Source organism: Mesorhizobium sp. B2-3-15, assembly GCF_006442875.1.
Classification (GTDB): domain Bacteria; phylum Pseudomonadota; class Alphaproteobacteria; order Rhizobiales; family Rhizobiaceae; genus Mesorhizobium; species Mesorhizobium australicum.
The window spans coordinates 49,725-69,399 of record NZ_VFVO01000002.1 but is presented as its reverse complement, the minus strand read 5'-3'; the positions used below and the strand labels follow the sequence as shown (position 1 = coordinate 69,399).

The following is a 19,675-nucleotide window of genomic DNA, read 5'->3' as shown; positions in this document are numbered from 1 at the left end:
TGAAGAATCACTGCCGCATCGTGTCTCAAAAGACACCCCGCCGCAGCGGTTTCTTTCCATGGCGGCGAAAGGTTCCCTCCGGCGGCATCTCCCTCTATAAGCCGCCTTCGTCATCCCGGCATCAAGGATCAGCCGTTGTTTCGCTTCTTCCGCTCGACGGAGAACCAGCGCCTCGTCGCAAGGCTGCTCCGGGAATCGTTCCGGCAACACAGGGCCGGCTACGCCGCCGCCATCCTGTCGATGCTCGTGGTGGCCGGCATGACGGCCGCCAGTGCCTGGATCCTGCGTGAAATCACCAATGAATTCGTGATCGATAAACGGGTCGACCGGGTCAATATGATCGCCGTGGCGGTCGCCGGGATCTTCATCGTCAAGGGCATCGCCAATTTCGTCCAGGCCTACTTCATGAGCCGCGTCGGCAACGCCATCATCGCCGAACGGCAGCGCAAGATCTATGACCGCATCCTGGCGCAAGGCATCGAATTCTACCATTCGACCTCGTCGTCCGACCTGATCACCCGCATGACCAACAATGCCCAGGCGGCGCGCAACGTGCTCGACCTCATCGTCACTTCCTACGTGCGCGATCTGGTGACCCTGGCTGCCCTGATTGGGGTCATGGTCTGGCAGCAGCCGGCGCTGTCGCTGATCTGCTTCGTCGTCGGTCCGTTGGCCATTTATGGCGTCAACCGCATCCTGAAGCGCGTGCGCAAGTTCGCCGCCATGGAGTTCCGCTCGGTCGGCCAGATCGTGCAGGTGATGCAGGAAACCGCGATCGGCGTGCGCGTGGTCAAATCCTTCAACCTCGAGGGCCTTATGCGCAAACGCATGTACAGGGCGGTGGCGGACGTCGAGGATCGGGCCAACAACATCGCCGCGCTGGAAGCGGTGACCAATCCGGTGATGGAAACGCTGGCCGGCCTGGCGATCGCCGGCGCGGTCATGGTCAGCGGCTTGCTGGTCCTGCAGGGCGGCCAGATGCCTGGCAATATCATGGCCTTCATCGCCGCGCTGCTGCTTGCCTATGAGCCGGCAAAGCGCCTCGCGCGGGTGCGCATATCGCTGGAAAGCGGCATTGTCGGCGTGCGCATGATGTTCGAGCTCGCCGACCAGCCGCTGACATTAGCCGAGAAGCCGGATGCAAAGCCGCTTCGGGCCGGACCGGGCGAGATCCGGTTCGATGCCGTCGGCTTCGCCTACCAGAATGGCCCGCCAGTGCTGGACCGGTTCGACCTGACCCTGGCGCCCGGCAAGATGACGGCGCTGGTCGGCCCCTCCGGCGGCGGCAAGTCGACGATCCTGAACCTCATCATGCGCATGTATGACCCGAAGAGCGGCAGGGTGCTGCTTGACGGCCAGGATATTTCCCATGCCACGCTCGCCTCGCTCAGGGAAAAGATCGCCTATGTCAGCCAGGATACGTTCCTGTTTGCCGGCACGATCATGCACAACATCCGGCTTGGGCGCGAGGACGCGACCGACGACGAGGTGATCGCCGCGGCCAGGGCTGCCAACGCCCATGACTTCATCGTCGCGCAGGCGAAAGGCTATGAGACGGATGTCGGTGAGAATGGCGGCCTCTTGTCGGGCGGCCAGCGCCAGCGCATCTCGATCGCGCGCGCCATGCTGCGCAATGCCGAAATCCTGCTGCTGGACGAGGCAACCAGTGCGCTCGACGCCGAGTCGGAAGCGCTGTTCCGCGACGCGCTGCAACAGCTGACGGAAGGGCGCACCACGATCGTCATCGCACACCGCCTCTCGACCGTGCACCAGGCCGACACGATCGTGGTGCTGGAAGCCGGCAAGGTGGTGGAAAGCGGGCCGCACAAGATGCTGCTCGGGCAAGGCGGGCTTTACCAGAAGCTGTATGAATATCAGCTGATGCCTTAATGTGGAGCGGCGCAAGTCGAGGACAGGTAGTCCTGCGGAGTTTGTGCCGCAGCGCCTGCCTGACGAGATTCGAACTTTACTCCGGCACGTGCCTTACCGCCCCCTTGTCGGCGCTGGTGGCGAAGGCGGCGTAGGCGCGCAGCGCGGTCGTCACCTTGCGCTTGCGCATTTCCCGCGGCTTCCAGGCGTCCGCGCCCCTGGCCTCCATCGCCGCGCGGCGCGCGTCGAGTTCGGCGTCATCGACGGCAAGGCGAATGGTGCGGTTCGGGATATCGATCTCGATCGTATCGCCCTCCTGCACCAGCCCGATCAGCCCGCCTTCCGCCGCTTCCGGCGAAGCATGGCCGATGGACAGGCCCGAGGTGCCGCCGGAGAAGCGCCCATCGGTGACCAGCGCGCAGGCCTTGCCCAGGCCTTTCGACTTCAGATAACTGGTCGGATAGAGCATCTCCTGCATGCCGGGGCCGCCGCGCGGACCCTCATAGCGGATGACGACGACGTCACCAGCCTTGATCTCATTGCCAAGGATCGCCTTGACCGAAGCGTCCTGGCTTTCGAAGACGCGAGCCGGTCCGGTGAATTTCAGGATCGACTCGTCGACGCCGGCTGTCTTCACGATACAGCCGTCGAGCGCCAGATTGCCTTTCAGGACGGCAAGGCCGCCGTCTTTCGAGAATGGCGTCTCGGCCGAGCGGATAACGCCCGTCTCACGGTTCGTGTCGAGATCGTCCCAGCGGCGGTCCTGGCTGAAGGCGACCTGCGTCGGCACGCCGCCGGGCGCGGCGAGGAAGAAGTCGCGCACATTCTGGCTCGAGGTGCGCGAAATATCCCAATGGTCGAGCGCTTCGCCGAGGCTCGCCGTATGCACGGTCGGCAGGTCGCGGTTGAGCAACCCGGCATTGTCGAGCTGGCCAAGGATGGCCATGATGCCGCCGGCGCGGTGGACGTCTTCCATGTGCACGTCGGACTTGGCCGGCGCCACCTTGCATAGCACCGGCACCCGCCGCGACAGCCGGTCGATGTCTTCCATGGTGAAATCGACCTCGCCCTCATGCGCGGCCGCCAGAATGTGCAGCACGGTGTTGGTGGAGCCGCCCATGGCGATATCGAGCGTCATGGCGTTCTCGAAGGCGCCCTTCGATGCAATGCTGCGCGGCAATGCACTCTCGTCATCCTGCTCGTAGTAGCGCTGGGCGAGATCGACGATGAGATGGCCGGCCTCGACGAACAGGCGCTTGCGATCTGCATGCGTGGCCAGCGTCGAGCCGTTGCCGGGCAGCGACAGGCCCAACGCCTCGGTCAGGCAGTTCATGGAATTGGCAGTGAACATGCCCGAACAGGAACCGCAGGTCGGGCAGGCCGAGCGCTCGATGACCTTGACGTCCTCGTCGGAGATCTTGTCGTCGGCGGCCGCAACCATGGCATCGACGAGGTCGAGCGCCTGCGTCTTGCCGGCCTGCACAACCTTGCCGGCTTCCATCGGGCCGCCGGAGACGAAGACGGTCGGGATGTTGAGGCGCAATGAGGCCATCAGCATGCCGGGCGTGATCTTGTCGCAATTGGAGATGCAGACCATGGCGTCGGCACAGTGCGCATTGACCATGTATTCGACGGAATCGGCGATCAGCTCGCGCGACGGCAGCGAATAGAGCATACCGTCATGGCCCATGGCGATGCCGTCGTCGACGGCGATGGTGTTGAATTCCTTGGCGACACCGCCGGCCTTCTCGATCTCGCGTGCCACCAGTTGGCCAAGGTCCTTCAGATGGACATGGCCCGGCACGAACTGGGTGAAGGAGTTGACCACCGCAATGATCGGCTTGCCGAAATCGCTGTCCTTCATGCCAGTGGCGCGCCACAGGCCGCGGGCGCCGGCCATGTTACGGCCATGGGTGGTGGTGCGGGAGCGATAGGCGGGCATGAATTTTCCCTAGCTGGCTGGCTGCGCTCGACGGGAGCGTGGCGGCGCTGAATTTTGATCGCAGGGTTTATAGACCGCCAAGTATGGTCTGGCCACATTTTTGCAATGCGCCAGGTTCTCCTGAAAAAACGAGCGTCTCAGAAAAATTCGATGTCTATGTCGGGTCGGGCGTATCAGGGCCGTCCTTGGGCAGACGGCAAGAAATGGCACCATTCTCGGAGTCAGCCGTTTCATTGTAACAGCAGGAAGCAACCTAGGAGCACGACATGCAAAAGATCACCACCTGCCTGTGGTTCGACGGCCGGGCAGAAGAGGCGATGAATTTCTACGTCTCCATCTTCAAGAATTCGAAGGTTACGAGCGTTCTGCGTTGGCCCGAGGGTCACGCAGATGCGGGCAAAGTGCTGATGACCACGTTCGAGCTCGACGGCGTGCCGTTCCAGGCGCTCAATGGCGGACCGCAATTCAAGTTTAACGAGGCGATGTCACAGTCGATCGACTGCAAGACGCAGGAAGAGGTCGATTACTTCTGGGAGAAGCTTATCGAAGGTGGCGGCGAACCTTCGCAATGCAGCTGGCTAAAGGACAAATTCGGTGTGTCTTGGCAGGTCGTGCCGGAGCAGCTGCCGCGCCTGCTTCTGGATCCGGACAGGGCCAAGGCCGGCCGGGTGATGTCGGCAATGATGCAGATGAGCAAGATCGATATCGCTGAGATCGAAGCGGCGGCCAAGGGGTGATCATAAGAGTAGAGTAGTGAGTAGTTGCTAGTGAGTAGTGCGATGGGAGAACGAGGCGTACCTACTCACTACTCACTAGAATCACGCCGCCTTGTCTCGCACCTGATAATCCTTGATCGTGGCGAAGCGGATCGCCTTCCAGCGTTCGGCTTCGTAGTTCAGCGAGAAGGCGTGCTGGGCCAGGAAGACCGGGTCGTTGTCGAGGTCGCGGGCGATGTCGCCGCGATGCGCCTCGATGAAGCGAAGCACCTCGGCCTTGTCGTCGGCCGATATCCAGCGGCAGATGGAAAAGCGCGACATCTCGAATTCGACCGGCAGCGTGTATTCGAAGTTCAGCCGCTCTTTCAGCACATCGAGCTGCAGCGCGCCGACGACACCGACGATGGCCGGCGAGCCGTCTTCCGGCGAGAACAGCTGGACGACGCCCTCCTCTGCCATCTGGTGCAGCGCTTCCTTGAGCTTTTTCGCCTTCATCGCGTCGCCGAGACGGACGCGACGCAGGATTTCCGGGGCGAAGTTGGGCACGCCGCGAAACAGAATTTCCTCGCCTTCGGTCAACGTGTCGCCGATGCGCAGCGTGCCGTGGTTCGGGATCCCAACGACATCGCCGGCAAACGCCTCGTCGGCGGTGACGCGGGTGCGGGCAAAGAAGAATTGCGGCGCCGAGAGTGACATCGGCTTGCCGGTGCGCACCAGCTTGGCCTTCATGCCGCGCTCGAGCTTGCCCGAGCAGACGCGCACGAACGCGATGCGGTCGCGGTGATTGGGATCCATGTTGGCCTGGATCTTGAAGACGAAGGAGGTCATCTTTTCCTCCGTCGCCTCGATAGTGCGGGTGTCGGCCTCCTGGGCGCGCGGCGGCGGGCCAAAGGCGCCAAGCGCCTCGATCAGGTCGCGCACGCCATAATTGCGCAGCGCCGAGCCGAAATAGACCGGCGTCAGATGGCCCTCGCGAAAGGCCTCGATGTCGAGCGGACGGCAGGCTTCTCGCGCGAGCTCGAGTTCCTCGATGAAGGCCTCGCGCTCGTTTTCCGGCAGAAGGCCGGCAACGCGGTTGGAATCGGGACCGTTGACGGGGGTGCGTTCCTTCTCGTCATCGCCCTTGCGCACGGCGTTCAGCGCCAGGTGATAGGTACCGGAGAAGGTCTTGCCACGGCCGATCGGCCAGGTGATGGGCGCGGTGTCCAGCGCCAGCTTCTGCTCGATCTCGTCCAAAATCTCGAACGGATCGCGGCTTTCACGGTCCATCTTGTTGACGAAGGTGATGATCGGGATGTCGCGCAGCCGGCAGACCTCGAACAGTTTCAGCGTGCGCGGCTCGATGCCCTTGGCGGCGTCGATGACCATGACGGCCGAGTCGACCGCCGACAGCGTGCGATAGGTATCGTCGGCGAAATCCTCGTGGCCCGGCGTGTCGAGCAGGTTGAAGACGTTGTCCTCATATTCGAAGGTCATCACCGAGGTGACGACCGAAATGCCACGCTCGCGCTCGATCTTCATCCAGTCGGACCGGGTCTGGATACGGTCCTTCTTGGCCTTCACCTCGCCGGCAAGCTGGATGGCGCCGCCAAACAAAAGCAGCTTTTCGGTCAGCGTCGTCTTGCCGGCGTCCGGGTGGGCGATGATCGCGAAGGTGCGGCGGCGCGATACCGCCTGTTCGATGTCTTCAGCCAATTTTTCGGATCCTGTCTGTGGCGCGGGCTTCTAGCAGCGCTTTCCCGGCCTGTCGACGGTTTTAGCCTGACCGGCCCTGTCCGCACTTGAGCTCCGGCAGCGGCAATGGCATCAGGGATGCCAGTCCGACGGAGATCAAGCATGAGCGAAACCAAGCAAATCATCGTCATCGGCGCCGGCATCATCGGTGCCTCCATCGCATGGCATCTGACCAAGGCCGGGGCGCGGGTGACGGTGATTGCCGACAGCAAAATCGGTGGTGTCGCAACGCCGAACTCGTTTGCCTGGATCAATGCAAGCTGGGGTAACCCGGAGCCGTATTTCCGGCTGCGCACCCGCGCCATGGCTGAGTGGGCTCGCCTAGCGCGGGACCTGCCCGGCCTGCCGCTCAATTGGTGCGGCGGCCTGTGCTGGGATCTGCCGCCGGCCGACATGGAGAACTATGCAGCGGAGCATTCTGAGTGGGGCTACGGAATCGAGCGCGTCGACCGCGGCGAGGTGGCGCTCATCGAACCCAATCTCACCGAGCTTCCCGATTTCGCCCTGCATGTCGCAGAAGAGGGTGTCGCCGAGCCTGTCGCGGCCACCAAGGCACTGCTGGCCGATGCCGAACGGCGCGGCGCGCGAATCCTCTTCAGCACGGTGACGGCGCTTGTCCAAAGCGTCGGCAAGGTCACCGGCGTGGACACATCGCATGGACTGTTTGCCGCCGACGAGGTGGTGATCGCGGCCGGCGTGGGTTCGCCAGACATTGCCGCGACCGCTGGCATCAACCTGCCGATCGAGACACCGCCCGGGTTGATCGTCCACTCGCGGCCTTACAAGAAACTGCTCAACGGGCTGGTGCTGGCCGAGCGCCTGCACATGCGTCAGACCGCCGAGGGTCGAATCATCGCCGGCTCGGATTTCGGCGGCGCCGATCCCGGCATGGACGCCGAAGCCACGGCGCGTGAATTGTTCGCGGCCATGAAGGCCATGCTGCGCGACAGCGACGGGCTGGAGCTGGATTTCCACACCGTTGGCTACCGGCCGACACCGATCGACGGCTTTCCGATCATCGGCCGCGCCAAAGGCAAGGAGGGTGTCTATATCGCGGTCATGCATTCCGGCATCACTCTGGCGCCAGCCATCGGCCTGTTCGCCACGCGCGAAATTCTTGATGGCAAGCGCGACACGCTGCTGGCGCCCTATGGATTGGATCGCTTCGCTCAATAGCCGGGCGGACGGCGAAAGCCGCTGGTCAAGGGCATCATCGCCCTGGCGATGCCGAGCAGCCGCGCCTCCGACCAGCGTTTGCCGACCATTGCAAGCCGATCATCACGCTGCACGCCATGATTGAGGTCGTCACTCTACGGCGCCCCCTTTGTCCTGCCAATCTCCCCCACGGGTGGGGAGATTGGCAGTTTTCGGCGCTTCGCTCTGTCCTGCAACGCTGGGGATTGGCGAAAGCCATTGAGGCATCCGATCTCCCCCTTGTCGGACCCTTATGGGGGAGATGTCCGGCAGGACAGAGTGGGGCGCTGTCCCGCGACGTTACTCAATGCGGCGAAAGCCTATCCAACCAGCGCCAGTTTCGCCGCGACCGGAGCGAATGGATGTATGTCGATGCCATCCCTGGTCATGGTGACGAAGCTCGATGGCGGAATCGCCTGCCAGTCGCCGCCCTCGCGATCGAAGGGTTCGGAGACGATGCAGCGGCCGGCCCCTTTGCGGAAAATGGACGTGTAAAGCGTCGGAGCCTGGCCATCGGTGGCATAGCGCACCGCATACAATGCCTGTCCGTCGCAGAAGGCGGCGGTCAGTTTCAGCGCCGGCTCGAAACCGGCACGACGCGAGGCTTCCAGCACGCGGCTGGTGGCGCGCGAGACGGCGCCTTGCGGGTCGGCCGAAAGGCCCTCGTCGATCATGAGCAGAAAAAAGAGTTCGGAATCGGTGGTGCCTTCGCGCTGGTCGAAAACGGCGTCGGACAGCGAGTTCTCCAGCGCGCGGCGGATTTTTTCGAAACCGCCGATCTGGCCGTTATGCATGAACGACCAGCGTTCTGAGATGAACGGATGGCAGTTCATGCGGCTGGTGGCGCTGCCGGTCGAGGCCCTGACATGGGCGAGGAACAGGCTGGACTTGATCTGCCGGCACAGGCTTTTCAGATTGGGATCGGACCAGGCCGGCAGGATATCGCGGTAGAGGCCGGGTTCTGGCCTCTCGCCATACCAGGCAAGGCCGAAGCCGTCGCCATTGGTGGGCGACTTCGCTTCCTGGGCGCAATGGCTCTGGGCGATCAGCGAGTGACAGGGCGCCGTTAGGATGTCCTCGAGAAAGACCGCTTCACCGAGATAGGCCGCCCACCGGCACATCGCTTCTGTCTTCCTCTAGGCGCGATCCGAAAGAGCAGCGGGCTCGTTGATCGCGTGCGTGCCTCTGTTGTGCGTCCGCTCGTAGAGCTCGCGAATGATTCGGCTGGCGGTAGTCTCGAAGAGAAATGGCAAGAAAGCGTGAACAAAAGCTGCTCCCGCCGCCATCAGAAGGCGCGAGGAAAACCAGGCGGCGAAGGCCATATGGCTGAAATAGGTTTCGCCGACCTTGGCCGGATGAGAGGTGAAGATCCTTGCTACCGACATGCTGGTTCCCCTTCAGCGCTTTTCGTTTCGATATGAGTATCCTGACACGCCTCACGGGTTCATTGGTCCCAAAATATCTTGTATTTTGCTATTCCATGGGACAAATATCCCATATGAGCTTTGGCATCGACGAAATTGATCGAAAACTGCTCGCCGAATTGCAACGTGACGGCACGCTGTCGGTCGACCAGCTGTCGGAGCGGGTGGCCTTGTCGCGCAATGCCTGCTGGCGTCGCGTCAAGCGGCTGGAGGAAGATGGCGTCATCACCGGCCGCGTGGCGCTGGTCGATGCCGAGAAGCTCGGGCTGGGCCTTTCGGTGTTCATCCTGATCCGCACATCCAATCACGACCCCGACTGGCTGCAGAAATTCCGGGCGGCGGTGACCGGTCTTTCCGAGATCATCGGGGTCTACCGGATGTCCGGTGATCTCGACTATGTGCTGCGCGCCCGCGTCGCCGACGTGAAAGCCTATGACCGGCTCTACCAGCGGCTCATCGCCAAGGTGGCTTTATCCGATGTCTCCGCCTCCTTCGTCATGGAGGAGATCAAGGAGACGACGGTGGTTCCTATGGAACTCCGCTAGGCCACAGTAATGCCTGAAAGAAAGCCGTTGATAGCGCCGCGGTCGAGTTGACCGAATCGACATTCGCGCCGATAGGATCGATTTTATGCGCGCAGCCCTTCAAACACCTTCCGTCATCGGTCTCACCGTCGGCTTCGTCAGGTTGCCGCATGGCGAGGGACTTCCGCTTCCCGCCTATGAAAGCGCCGGCGCCGCCGGCATGGATTTGCGCGCGGCGGTGCCTGAAGACCGGCCGCTTCTGATCCTGCCGGGCAAGCGCGCCTTGGTAGCGACGGGGCTGATCCTGGAAATTCCCGAAGGCATGGAAGGCCAGGTGCGGCCCCGCTCGGGCCTTGCCTTCAAACACGGCCTTACCGTCCTCAATTCACCGGGCACGGTCGACAGCGATTATCGCGGCGAGGTGAAGGTGCTGCTGGTCAATCTCGGCGACGAGGATTTCGCGGTGACGCGCGGGATGCGCATTGCCCAGATCGTTTTCGCCGCGGTGACGCAGGTGGCGGTTGAAGAGCGTTCGCTGGCCGGCGGCACGGCGCGTGGCTCGGGCGGATTCGGATCGACCGGCACCGCCTGATGCCTGGCTGTGTTTCGGCACAGTGAACCGTTTTGCCGGGCAGACTGATCCAACATGATTGAAACACGCCCCCTGCCAAAGCTCGTCATCTTCGACTGCGACGGGATCCTGGTCGATACCGAGAACCTCGCCAACCGGCGCCTGGCCGAATGGCTGAGCGACGCCGGTTTTCCAACGACCTTCGAATATTGCCGCAAGAACTTCTCCGGCCGCAGCATGGTCTCGGTGCAGAAGGAGATCGAAGAGACGACCAGCGTCAGGCTCGGCGCCGATTTCGTCGAGCGCTGGAATGCCGGCCTGCCGGATCTGTTCGCTCACGGTGTCGAGGCGATCCCTCATGTCCGGGAGTTCATCGAGGCGGTCCGCGCGGCCGGCATCGCTTATTGCGTCGCCACCTCGGCCAGGATCTCCAAGATGCACATAACGCTTGGCCAGACCGGTCTGTTGCCGCTGTTCGAACATGCCATGTTCAGCGCCACCATGGTGTCGCGCGGCAAGCCGTTCCCCGACCTGTTCCTGCATGCGGCCAGAACCATGGGCTTCGCGCCCGCCGACTGCATCGTCATCGAAGACAGCGTCGCCGGCACGCAGGCTGGCATCGCCGCCGGCATGCGGGTGTTCTCCTATCATGGCGACCCCTATTCCGACCGCGACGGCTTGATCCAGGCCGGCGGCATCCTGTTCGACGACATGCGCGAACTCGCCGGGCTGGTGCCGATCCACTGATCCGCTGCACTGGACGCCACGAAGCGCTGTGCTACCTTCCGCGCGCCCGACAATGGGGCGCCGCCATGCCAACGTACCTGCTTCGCTTCATCCTCACCTGGGGTGCTGCTGCGGCTTTTGGGGATGGCGGCCTCTGCACAAGCCGTCAGCTTCCCTGACCTCGGCAGCGCGCTGCCCGTCACAAGGATGCCACCTCCGTGCCTGTCGAGATGCGCCACATCGACGCTTTCGAGAAATTGGCAGCAGAGAACGAGAAACGCTTCTGAACCAACCGCATTCGTTTGCCCGGCCGCAAACAGCGCGGTAGCATCCGCCCCAATACTCGTTATGGGGGAGCCTTCATGGACAAGGGCAAGATTTTTCGCGACCTGCATGCCTCGACCTTCGTCATGCCCAATCCCTGGGATCCGGGCACGACGAAGCTGCTCGGATCCTTCGGCTTCAAGGCACTGGCCACCACCAGCGCCGGCTTTGCCTTTTCGCGCGGCCTGCCGGATGGGGCCGTGACCTTCGACCAGATGATCCATCATTGCCGCGAGGTGACGGGCGCGACCGACCTGCCGGTCTCGGCCGATCTCGAGAAGGGCAAGGGGGACAGCGCCGAGCAGGCCGCCGAAACCATTTTCGCGGCGGAAGCGGCCGGGCTTGCCGGCTGCTCGATCGAGGACCACACCGGCGATCCTGAAAAGCCCATTTACGAGTTTTCGCACGCGGTAGAGCGCGTCGCCGCAGCGGTGGAGGCGGCGCGGGCGCTGAAGCGCGACTTTGTCTTCACGGCGCGGGCCGAGAATTTCCTCTGGGGCAAGTCGGACCTCGACGACACGATCAAGCGGCTGCAGGCTTTCGAAAAGGCCGGCGCCGACGTGCTCTATGCACCTGGTATCGGCGATGTCGAGATGGTGCGCACGTTGTGCTCTGCGGTCGGCAAGCCGGTCAATGTCATGGCGAGGCCCGGCTTCACCATCGCCGACCTCGCCATGGCCGGTGCCAAGCGGATTTCGCTTGGGCCATGGCTGACCAATTTCGCTTACGGCATGCTGGAGACGGCGGCGCGCGAGATCCAGCAGGACGGCACGTTCGGCTTCACCCGCGCCGCCATGCCGTTCGGCAAGCTGCAGGCGCTGTTCGGCAAATCCCAGGGTTAGGATGGGTTCGGCCGCATGAACCTTACCGTCGTCGACATGCATACGGGTGGCGAGCCACTACGGATCGTCACGAGCGGTTATCCCGCTATCCCCAAGGGCACCATCCTGGAGAAGCGCGCCTATGTGCGGGACCATCTCGACCATTTGCGCAAGTTGCTGATCTTCGAGCCGCGCGGCCACTATGACATGTATGGCGCTTTGCTGGTCGAGCCCGATTTGCCCGGCGCCGACCTCGCGGTGCTGTTCATGCACAATGAGGGCTATTCGACCATGTGCGGCCACGCCATCGTCGCGCTCGGCCGCTACGCCGTCGATCAGGGGCTGGTGGCGAAGCAGGAGCCGTTCACCACCGTGAACATCGAGGCGCCGTGCGGCCTGGTCGTCGCCTCGGTCGCGGTCAGCGATGGCAAGGCCGGCGCGGTGTCGTTCGAGAGCGTGCCGGCGTTCCTGTTCGCCGGCGATCGACAGATCGAGCTGACAGGCTATGGCAAGATCGGTTTCGACATCGCCTATGGTGGCGCCTTTTACGCGCTGGCCGACTGTCATCAATTCGGCTTGGAGTTCGGCCGCGACCGCGTGCGCGATTTCGTCGATGCGGCAACCACGCTGACGAACCGGCTGAAGGCCGAGTTTCCGCTGTCGCATCCCGATCATGATGACCTCGCCTTCCTCTATGGCACCATCCTGACCGATGGAAAGGACGCCTTTTCCGGAGAGGCCACCAGGAATGTCTGCGTCTTCGCCGAGGCGGAGGTCGACCGCTCGCCGACCGGTTCCGGAGTCACCGCCCGGCTGGCGGCCATGCATGCCAAGGGCGAGATCGCCGTCGGGCAGACGCGAACGTTCGAGAGCATCGCCGGCTCGCGCTTTTCCGGGGCGGTGGCGCGAGCAGCGCGAGCCGGCCCGCATGAAGCGATCGTCGCCCGCGTCGGCGGCCGTGCCTATTATTCCGGACGAGCCGAATTCATTGTCGAGCCGGACGACGAGTTGGGGCGGGGATTTCTGCTACGCTGAAGAGATCTAGCGCCGCGACGCGCGTGCGACTTCCCGCGCCGAGATCGCCTTGTGCAGATGCACCATCATGGCGGCGGCGAAGAGCGGCGTCAGCAGGTTGAGCAGCGGCACGGCGAGGAAGGCCGCGACAACCAGCCCGGAGAGAAACACCGTACCGGCATACTGCCTGCGCAGGGCCCGGGCCTCTTCTTCCCCGCGAAAGCGCATGGCGGCGAATTCGAAGAATTCGCGTCCGAGCAAATAGCCGTTGACGATGAAGAAGGCGGCGATGTTGATACCCGGCACCAGCAGAAGCAGCAAGGCGACGATGTTGCCCAGGATGACGATGCCGAAGAATTTTATCGCCGGCACCAGCGAGCGCAATACCGGCATGGCGCGTCCGGCTGGGTCGCCGGGATAATCGGTGCGCTCGACCACTTCGGCCACATCGTCGAGGAACAGGCCGGCGATTACCGCCGTGACTGGCGCGATCAGAAGCGCCATGCCGAAGGCCAGCGCGATGGCCGCGACGATGCCGCCCAACCAGCCGGCCCAGGACGGCATGCCGGGCAACAATGTGTGCAGCCACGGCAGGGCAAGCCATTCGACAAGGCTGGTCAAGCCGAACCACAGGGCGACCAACGCCAGCAGGGTCAGGCCGAGCGTCTTGATGAACACGGCGCGAAACGGAGGCGAGAGCAGCTCAAGGGCCGCGGTGCGGGCAGCGTCGAAAATCACCGTGCTTCACCCCCAGGTCAGCGGACACAGCCACAAGGCAGGACGCCTCCGAGATAGGCGGTGCGGCCCGCGAGCACAAGCGCGGGCCGTTGCTTGCCTTCGTATGTTCCCCAGATCTGCCTATCGGGCTAAGCCCGGCTTATGAACCGGTATGGTCATGGCCGCCACGCCGGCGACGACAAACCCCATGCCGAGCCAGGCCGTGGGCCCCAGGCTTTCGCCGAGGAAGACGGCGCCGATGCCGACGCCGATCGGCACCCGCAGATAGGCCTGAGACGTGGTGCCGACCGAACCCAGCGTGTGGATCAGGCGGAAATAGATGACGAAAGCCAGTGCCGTCGAAAACACGGACAGGCCGAGCAGGGCAAGGATGGAAGCCGTCGAAGGCGCCAGCGTCCATGGCTGGTCGACCGCCAGGCTGAGCGGTCCCAGCATGACAGCGCCGCACAGCATCGAACCGGCGGCGGGAAGCATCGGATCGAGGCCCTTGAAGCCTCGGCCGAAAATGGCGGCGCCCGCATAGCACACGGTTGCCGCGACGATGGCGATCTGTGCCCAGAGCTGGTGGCCGATGCCGCCAAGCGCCTGCGTGCCGACGATGAGGCAGATGCCGGCGATGCCGGCGCCAACGCCGACCAGCTTGCGCACGGTCACCGGCTCATGACGGGTGATAACCGCCGTCAGCAGGAAGGTGAAGATCGGCGAGGTGGCGTTGAGGATGGTAGCAAGGCCGGCGTCGACCGAACGCTCGGCCGCGGCGATCAGCGTGAACGGGACGACGCTGTTGAGGCAGGCCTGGAAGGCGAAGCGGCGCCAGCTTGCCGCATCGCCCGGCATGGCAAGCCCGCGCCAGCGGATAATGGCGAACAGGATGGCGCCGGCGATCAGGGTGCGGGCCGCGATGAAGGTGATGGGCGGGATGGTCTCTACGCCGATCTTGATGAAGGTATAGGAGGCTCCCCAAAGCACCGCCAGCACGCCGAGCAATGCCAGGTCGATGGTCGTGTTGCTTTTGGCAGGCATGGGCTCGCGCCTTCGGACCGTGATTGAACAGGTGCAGATGTAGGCGACATAGCGACGAAATGTTTCGGCCACGGTTGAATTGTCGTAGCGCCTGGCTGGCGCGGCAAGGACAGAAAATCGGTTGCCAGTTTTCAGGGTCATGCTGTAGACCCGCGCGGGCATGGCAAGAAGCCGGCCCGGGTTTTTGGCGGAGACATTGATGCCGGATTATGACGTGCTTTGCATCGGCAATGCGATTGTCGACATCATCGCCCAGTGCGAGGAGGAATTCCTCGAAACCAACGGCATCATCAAGGGCGCGATGAATCTCATCGACACGCAGCGCGCCGAATTGCTCTACAGCCGCATGGGCCCGGCTATCGAGGCCTCCGGCGGCAGCGCCGGCAACACGGCGGCCGGTGTTGCCTCGTTTGGCGGACGCGCCGCCTTCTTCGGCAAGGTCTCCAGCGATGCGCTGGGCGAAATCTACGCGCACGACATCCACGCGCAGGGTGTCGCCTTCGACACCAAGCCGCTCGAGGGCGAGCCGCCGACGGCGCGCTCGATGATCTTCGTCACGCCCGATGGCGAGCGTTCGATGAACACCTATCTCGGCGCCTGCGTCGAACTCGGGCCGGAAGATGTCGAAGCCGACAAGGCGTCCGGCGCCAAGGTGACCTATTTCGAGGGTTATCTGTGGGACCCGCCGCGCGCCAAGGAAGCCATCCGGCAGACGGCGAAACTGGCGCACGCGGCCGGCCGCGAAGTATCGATGACCTTGTCGGATTCGTTCTGCGTCGACCGTTACCGCGACGAGTTCCTAGACCTGATGCGTTCGGGCACGGTCGATATCGTTTTTGCCAACAGCCACGAGATCAAGTCGCTTTACCAGACGTCATCGTTCGAGGAAGCGCTGGCGCGGATCCGCAAGGATTGCAAGCTCGCGGCGGTTACCCGCTCCGAAAAGGGCTCGGTTATCGTGCGTGGCGACGAGACCGTGATCATCCAGGCGACCGCCATCAAGGAACTGGTCGACACGACGGGCGCCGGCGATCTCTACGCCGCCGGTTTCCTGCATGGCTACACACAAGGACGCGACCTCCAGACCTGCGGCGATCTTGGCTCACTGGCGGCCGGATTGGTGATCCAGCAGATCGGCCCCAGGCCAAGGCAGAACCTGCGCAAAGAGGCCGAGCAGGCGGGGTTGCTGTAACAACGCCCTTTCTCTTCGCTCGCTGTTGGGGAAAGGAGGCAAGCGCGGACAGCTTCTCATCGTCGCGCAGTTGTCACATACCGCTCCTACACGCAAATGCGAGCGTGCCGTGACTGACATTTCGACATGCTAATCGGGGTGTGAAGCAATGCAGGACAGCAACCTGTCGGGTCGCTGCATCCGTTGCCGTCGCACTTTCCACTTTCCGCCGTAACCGTTCAACAACCGGCCGCGGCCAAGGGAGGAGAGCGCGCGGCCCAGAAAACAGATGCATGACAAGATTTCAGACCAAGACGACATTTCAGACCAAGACAACCGGCATCACGCAGGACGATTTCGCCGACATGGTGGCGGAAAGGGTCGAGCGTGCGCTTGCCCACTATGACGAAGCCATCAACGGCCCCACAATGGTCTCGGTCGGCAAGATCGCCGGCTCTATAGCGTCCGCCGTCACCTTGCTGTCGCCCAAGCACCAGCGCGCCATCGACGCCATCCATGCCGACCTTCCGGGCCTGGCCCAGAAATTCGTGCGGGCGCTGGCGGCGGAAGCCGCACGCCGCGGCGAAGCCGGCGCCATGACCGCCACGACGCTGTCGGCAGAGGCTGAAACAGTTGCCGCGCTCCCCCAGTCCGACGACCTCGAATCGATGCTGATCGAGGACTGGGCCGGACGCGTCGCCGGCTCGACCTATCTGGAAGAGAACCTGCGCATCGCCCGCTCCACCCTGCACCGCTGGCAGAGGCGCGGCGACGTCATCGCTCTGCGCAAGGGTGGCCGCAAGCACGTCTTCCCGCTGGCGCAGTTCGTCGATGGCAGGCCGGTCGCGGGCATAAGCGACGTGCTGGAGCTGATCGGCAATCCGAGACTCGCATGGCTGTGGCTGACCCGTCCAGCGGCGCACCTTGATGGGCGTATTCCCATCGACCTGCTGCGGCAGGACCAGGCGGAGGAAGTCGTGGAGGCGGCGCGGGCGTTCGCGCCGGGGTGAAGTCGGCGCGCTGTCAGCCCTTTCGTTCCGCGAGCAGGCCGAGATAGTGCTGCAGCACCGCCGCCCCGGCAAGCGACGTGACATCGGCGTGGTCATAGGCGGGCGCCACCTCCACAACGTCGGCGCCGACAATGAGTGCCCGTGCCGGGAGATAGGCCGGGTCGAGGCAATCGATGTCGAAGGTCAGACGCGAGCCCGATCTTCCACGACCCGGCGCTTGCCGTCCGTGAGGCCGTGAATGGCGGCGGCGTGGCGCTGGCCGACAACATCATGGTCGAGGACCTGCTGGCCAGCGGCCAGCTGGTCGCGCCCTTCACGATCCGCCACGCAATTCCACAGAGCTACTGCCTGTGGCAGAAGCCGGGCAACCGCATTTCAATCAGCGTCAGGCTGTTCCGGGATTGGCTGCTGTCGGAGATCGCCAGCCACAAGCAGGTGATGCGGCTGGCGTGAGGCGTCCAACACGGGGGAAGCCCCTCAAGCCCCCGCCGTATAGGCGGCGATCGCCGCCATGTTGACGATATCGCTGTCCTTGGCGTTCAGCGACACGATCTGCACCGGCTTGTTCAGCCCGACCAGCAGCGGGCCGATCACAGTCGAGCCGCCGAGTTCCTGCAGCATCTTGGTCGAGATGGAGGCCGAGTGGAAAGCCGGCATGACCAGGACGTTGGCCGGACCGGTCAGCCTTATGAACGGGTATTGCGCCATGGCGCGGGCGTTGAGCGCGACGTCGGCGGCCATCTCGCCGTCATACTCGAAATCGACGCGGCGTTTGTCGAGGATGCGGACGGCTTCCTGGACGCGCTCGGAACGTTCGCCCTGCGGATGGCCGAAAGTGGAATAGGCGAGCATGGCGAGCCTTGGCTCGTAGCCCATGCGGCGGGCGAAGCCCGCCGCTTCCTCGGCGATGTCGGCGATCTGCTCGGCGTTGGGCATGTCGTGCACGGCGGTGTCGGCGACGAGCACCGTCTTGCCGCGCGCGAGCACGATCGAGACGCCGATGACGCGGTGGCCGGGCTTGGCATCGATGACGCGCCTGATGTCGTCGAGCGCGGTCGAATAGTTGCGGGTCACGCCGGTGACGATGCCGTCGGCATCACCCAGCGCCACCATGCAGGCGGCGAAATGGTTGCGGTCGTTGTTGATCAGCCGCTGGCAGTCGCGGAACAGGAAGCCTTTGCGCTGCATGCGCTCGTAGAGATAGTCGGTGTAGATCGAATTGCGGCGCGACAGGCGCGCATTGATGATCTCGATGCCTTGCTTGTTCAGGTCGATGCCAGCGTGCCTGGCGTTCTCCTTGATGACGTCGTCGCGACCGAGCAGGATGGCGGTGCCGAGCCGCTGATTCACGTAGGAGACGGCGGCGCGCATCACCTGCTCCTCCTCGCCCTCGGCGAAGACGATGCGCTTGGGCTGGCGGCGCACGCGGTCGTAGATGCGCTGCAGCGTCGAGGCGATCGGGTCGCGGCGGGCGGAAAGCTCCTGCGCGTAACGGTCGAGATCGAGGATCGGCTTGCGGGCGACGCCAGAATCCATTGCAGCCTTGGCCACGGCGATCGGGATGGCCGAGATCAGGCGTGGATCGAACGGCACCGGGATGATGTAGTTGGGGCCGAATTTCGGCCGGTTGCCCTGATAGGCCGCGGCGACGTCGTCGGGCACGTCCTGGCGCGCCAGTTCGGCCAGCGCGCGGGCGGCGGCGATCTTCATGTCGTCATTGATGGTGGTGGCCCTGACATCCAGCGCACCGCGGAAGATGTAGGGAAAGCCGAGCACGTTGTTGACCTGGTTGGCGTAATCCGACCGCCCGGTGGCCATGATGGCGTCGGTGCGGATCTCGGCCACTTCCTCCGGGGTGATCTCGGGATCGGGGTTAGCCATGGCGAAGATGATCGGGTTCTTGGCCATCGACTGCACCATGGCGGTGGTCAGCGCCCCCTTGGCCGAAAGGCCGAGGAAGACGTCGGCGCCGTCCAGCGCTTCGGCCAGGGAACGCGCCTCCGTCTTCACCGCATGCGCCGATTTCCACTGGTTCATGCCCTCGGTGCGGCCCTGGAAGACAACCCCCTTGGTGTCGCATAAGATGATGTTTTCTGGCGAAAAACCCATCGCCTTCATCAGCTCGATACAGGCGATGCCGGCCGCGCCCGCACCGTTGCAGACCAGCTTCGTGGTCTTCATGTCGCGGCCGGTTATTTCCAGCGCGTTGATCAGACCGGCGGCCGAGATGATGGCGGTGCCGTGCTGGTCGTCATGGAAGACCGGAATGTCCATCAGTTCGCGCAGGCGCTGTTCGATGATGAAGCACTCCGGCGCCTTGATGTCCTCCAGGTTGATGCCGCCGAAGGACGGACCGAGGAAGCGCACGCAGTTGATGAACTCGTCGGCATCCTCGGTGTCGACCTCGAGGTCGATGGAATCGACATCGGCGAAGCGCTTGAACAGCACCGCCTTGCCTTCCATCACCGGCTTGGAGGCCAGCGCGCCGAGATTGCCGAGGCCAAGAATGGCGGTGCCGTTTGAGATGACGGCGACCATGTTGCCGCGCGTCGTGTAATCGAAGGCCCTGGATGGGTCCTCGGCGATGGCGCGCACGGGCACTGCCACGCCTGGCGAATAGGCGAGGCTGAGATCGCGCTGCGTCGTCATCGGCTTGGTGGCGACGATCTCCAGCTTGCCGGGCCGGCCCATGGCGTGGAATTCGAGCGCTTCCTGCGCGCTGACGGACGGACCGTTGTTCTCGGTTTTCCTGGCCATGGTGCTTTTGATTTCCTCGCCGGTGCGGCACCTCCTTGAAGCGGGTACCTGTGTGCTTGCGAATTAAGACCACGGGCCGCCGCGTGTAAACCACGAAGCTGGGCAAGGCTGCTTCAA

General features: G+C 63.7%; 18 protein-coding genes and 1 pseudogene. 11 read left to right on the top strand and 8 right to left on the bottom strand.

All coding sequences use genetic code 11. The annotated features are described in order from the left end of the window. Nucleotides 1-135: 135 nt before the first annotated feature. Nucleotides 136-1,890: an ABC transporter ATP-binding protein gene (locus FJ954_RS04445; protein WP_140660555.1), complete on the top strand. Its 1,755-nt coding sequence runs from the start codon at nucleotides 136-138 to the stop codon at nucleotides 1,888-1,890. Between the two features lie 76 nt (nucleotides 1,891-1,966). Here the strand turns inward: FJ954_RS04445 and ilvD are convergent, their stop codons facing one another. Further along, nucleotides 1,967-3,811, bottom strand: a complete 1,845-nt coding sequence (gene ilvD / locus FJ954_RS04440; RefSeq protein ID WP_140660554.1) for a dihydroxy-acid dehydratase — start codon at nucleotides 3,809-3,811, stop codon at nucleotides 1,967-1,969. 266 nt (nucleotides 3,812-4,077) lie between these two features. Here ilvD and FJ954_RS04435 point away from each other — a divergent pair, with 266 nt between their 5' ends. Further along, nucleotides 4,078-4,548 carry a VOC family protein gene (locus FJ954_RS04435; protein ID WP_015314150.1) on the top strand — a complete coding sequence of 157 codons (471 nt, stop codon included), beginning with the start codon at nucleotides 4,078-4,080 and terminating at the stop codon, nucleotides 4,546-4,548. A gap of 81 nt (nucleotides 4,549-4,629) precedes the next feature. Here FJ954_RS04435 and FJ954_RS04430 read toward each other — a convergent pair whose 3' ends face one another. Next, nucleotides 4,630-6,222, bottom strand: coding sequence for a peptide chain release factor 3 (locus FJ954_RS04430; RefSeq protein WP_140660553.1), 1,593 nt, complete (start codon nucleotides 6,220-6,222; stop codon nucleotides 4,630-4,632). 141 nt (nucleotides 6,223-6,363) lie between these two features. On the opposite strand from FJ954_RS04430, the gene FJ954_RS04425 reads away from it, so the two are divergent. After that, the gene (locus tag FJ954_RS04425; protein ID WP_140660552.1) at nucleotides 6,364-7,437 is read left to right on the top strand and encodes an FAD-binding oxidoreductase; all 1,074 of its coding nucleotides are present in this window, start codon (nucleotides 6,364-6,366) and stop codon (nucleotides 7,435-7,437) included. 338 nt (nucleotides 7,438-7,775) lie between these two features. On the opposite strand, the gene FJ954_RS04415 is transcribed toward FJ954_RS04425, so the two are convergent. Both FJ954_RS04415 and FJ954_RS04410 read right to left on the bottom strand, forming a co-directional pair. After that, nucleotides 7,776-8,576 carry a class II glutamine amidotransferase gene (locus FJ954_RS04415; RefSeq protein WP_140660551.1) on the bottom strand — a complete coding sequence of 267 codons (801 nt, stop codon included), beginning with the start codon at nucleotides 8,574-8,576 and terminating at the stop codon, nucleotides 7,776-7,778. A gap of 15 nt (nucleotides 8,577-8,591) precedes the next feature. Next, nucleotides 8,592-8,840, bottom strand: coding sequence for a DUF6356 family protein (locus FJ954_RS04410; RefSeq protein ID WP_140660550.1), 249 nt, complete (start codon nucleotides 8,838-8,840; stop codon nucleotides 8,592-8,594). Nucleotides 8,841-8,953: 113 nt separating this feature from the next. On the opposite strand from FJ954_RS04410, the gene FJ954_RS04405 reads away from it, so the two are divergent. The 5 genes from FJ954_RS04405 to FJ954_RS04385 all read left to right on the top strand — a co-directional run bounded on the left by FJ954_RS04405 (nucleotide 8,954) and on the right by FJ954_RS04385 (nucleotide 12,880). Continuing rightward, nucleotides 8,954-9,424, top strand: a complete 471-nt coding sequence (locus FJ954_RS04405) for an Lrp/AsnC family transcriptional regulator (protein WP_140660549.1) — start codon at nucleotides 8,954-8,956, stop codon at nucleotides 9,422-9,424. A gap of 85 nt (nucleotides 9,425-9,509) precedes the next feature. Further along, the gene (gene dut / locus FJ954_RS04400; protein ID WP_140614889.1) at nucleotides 9,510-9,995 is read left to right on the top strand and encodes a dUTP diphosphatase; all 486 of its coding nucleotides are present in this window, start codon (nucleotides 9,510-9,512) and stop codon (nucleotides 9,993-9,995) included. A 54-nt stretch (nucleotides 9,996-10,049) separates the two neighbouring features. Continuing rightward, the gene (locus FJ954_RS04395) at nucleotides 10,050-10,721 is read left to right on the top strand and encodes an HAD family phosphatase (RefSeq protein ID WP_140660548.1); all 672 of its coding nucleotides are present in this window, start codon (nucleotides 10,050-10,052) and stop codon (nucleotides 10,719-10,721) included. Between the two features lie 341 nt (nucleotides 10,722-11,062). Further along, nucleotides 11,063-11,866, top strand: coding sequence for an oxaloacetate decarboxylase (locus FJ954_RS04390; RefSeq protein ID WP_015314158.1), 804 nt, complete (start codon nucleotides 11,063-11,065; stop codon nucleotides 11,864-11,866). 15 nt (nucleotides 11,867-11,881) lie between these two features. After that, nucleotides 11,882-12,880 carry a proline racemase family protein gene (locus FJ954_RS04385; protein WP_140660547.1) on the top strand — a complete coding sequence of 333 codons (999 nt, stop codon included), beginning with the start codon at nucleotides 11,882-11,884 and terminating at the stop codon, nucleotides 12,878-12,880. A gap of 6 nt (nucleotides 12,881-12,886) precedes the next feature. Here FJ954_RS04385 and FJ954_RS04380 read toward each other — a convergent pair whose 3' ends face one another. Both FJ954_RS04380 and FJ954_RS04375 read right to left on the bottom strand, forming a co-directional pair. Next, on the bottom strand, nucleotides 12,887-13,597 hold the full coding sequence (locus FJ954_RS04380; protein ID WP_140660546.1) for a sulfate transporter family protein: 711 nt from the start codon (nucleotides 13,595-13,597) through the stop codon (nucleotides 12,887-12,889). A gap of 120 nt (nucleotides 13,598-13,717) precedes the next feature. Continuing rightward, a complete protein-coding gene (locus tag FJ954_RS04375) occupies nucleotides 13,718-14,620 on the bottom strand; it encodes an EamA family transporter (protein WP_140660545.1) in 903 nt (300 codons plus the stop codon). A gap of 199 nt (nucleotides 14,621-14,819) precedes the next feature. On the opposite strand from FJ954_RS04375, the gene FJ954_RS04370 reads away from it, so the two are divergent. Together FJ954_RS04370 and FJ954_RS04365 are read left to right on the top strand one after the other, a co-directional pair. Then, a complete protein-coding gene (locus FJ954_RS04370) occupies nucleotides 14,820-15,812 on the top strand; it encodes an adenosine kinase (protein WP_140660544.1) in 993 nt (330 codons plus the stop codon). Nucleotides 15,813-16,084: 272 nt separating this feature from the next. After that, entirely contained in the window at nucleotides 16,085-16,801 is a 717-nt protein-coding gene (locus FJ954_RS04365; RefSeq protein WP_140660543.1) for an antitoxin Xre/MbcA/ParS toxin-binding domain-containing protein, read from the top strand. Nucleotides 16,802-16,814: 13 nt separating this feature from the next. Here FJ954_RS04365 and FJ954_RS04360 read toward each other — a convergent pair. Then, nucleotides 16,815-16,994: pseudogene (locus FJ954_RS04360) on the bottom strand (arginase family protein); the annotation flags it as partial. A 41-nt stretch (nucleotides 16,995-17,035) separates the two neighbouring features. Between FJ954_RS04360 and FJ954_RS31445 the strand changes: the two are divergent. After that, nucleotides 17,036-17,254 carry a hypothetical protein gene (locus FJ954_RS31445; protein ID WP_181166267.1) on the top strand — a complete coding sequence of 73 codons (219 nt, stop codon included), beginning with the start codon at nucleotides 17,036-17,038 and terminating at the stop codon, nucleotides 17,252-17,254. 24 nt (nucleotides 17,255-17,278) lie between these two features. On the opposite strand, the gene FJ954_RS04350 is transcribed toward FJ954_RS31445, so the two are convergent. Continuing rightward, on the bottom strand, nucleotides 17,279-19,558 hold the full coding sequence (locus tag FJ954_RS04350; RefSeq protein WP_140660542.1) for an NADP-dependent malic enzyme: 2,280 nt from the start codon (nucleotides 19,556-19,558) through the stop codon (nucleotides 17,279-17,281). Nucleotides 19,559-19,675: the final 117 nt, after the last annotated feature.

Bases quoted from the DNA above. Each gene is read 5' to 3' on its own strand.
- ilvD (WP_140660554.1), bottom strand. From the start codon at position 3,811: ATGCCCGCCTATCGCTCCCGCACCACCACCCATGGCCGTAACATGGCC.
- FJ954_RS04435 (WP_015314150.1), top strand. From the start codon at position 4,078: ATGCAAAAGATCACCACCTGCCTGTGGTTCGACGGCCGGGCAGAAGAG.
- FJ954_RS04425 (WP_140660552.1), top strand. From the start codon at position 6,364: ATGAGCGAAACCAAGCAAATCATCGTCATCGGCGCCGGCATCATCGGT.
- FJ954_RS04415 (WP_140660551.1), bottom strand. From the start codon at position 8,576: ATGTGCCGGTGGGCGGCCTATCTCGGTGAAGCGGTCTTTCTCGAGGAC.
- FJ954_RS04410 (WP_140660550.1), bottom strand. From the start codon at position 8,840: ATGTCGGTAGCAAGGATCTTCACCTCTCATCCGGCCAAGGTCGGCGAA.
- FJ954_RS04405 (WP_140660549.1), top strand. From the start codon at position 8,954: ATGAGCTTTGGCATCGACGAAATTGATCGAAAACTGCTCGCCGAATTG.
- dut (WP_140614889.1), top strand. From the start codon at position 9,510: ATGCGCGCAGCCCTTCAAACACCTTCCGTCATCGGTCTCACCGTCGGC.
- FJ954_RS04395 (WP_140660548.1), top strand. From the start codon at position 10,050: ATGATTGAAACACGCCCCCTGCCAAAGCTCGTCATCTTCGACTGCGAC.
- FJ954_RS04390 (WP_015314158.1), top strand. From the start codon at position 11,063: ATGGACAAGGGCAAGATTTTTCGCGACCTGCATGCCTCGACCTTCGTC.
- FJ954_RS04385 (WP_140660547.1), top strand. From the start codon at position 11,882: ATGAACCTTACCGTCGTCGACATGCATACGGGTGGCGAGCCACTACGG.
- FJ954_RS04375 (WP_140660545.1), bottom strand. From the start codon at position 14,620: ATGCCTGCCAAAAGCAACACGACCATCGACCTGGCATTGCTCGGCGTG.
- FJ954_RS04370 (WP_140660544.1), top strand. From the start codon at position 14,820: ATGCCGGATTATGACGTGCTTTGCATCGGCAATGCGATTGTCGACATC.
- FJ954_RS04365 (WP_140660543.1), top strand. From the start codon at position 16,085: ATGACAAGATTTCAGACCAAGACGACATTTCAGACCAAGACAACCGGC.
- FJ954_RS04350 (WP_140660542.1), bottom strand. From the start codon at position 19,558: ATGGCCAGGAAAACCGAGAACAACGGTCCGTCCGTCAGCGCGCAGGAA.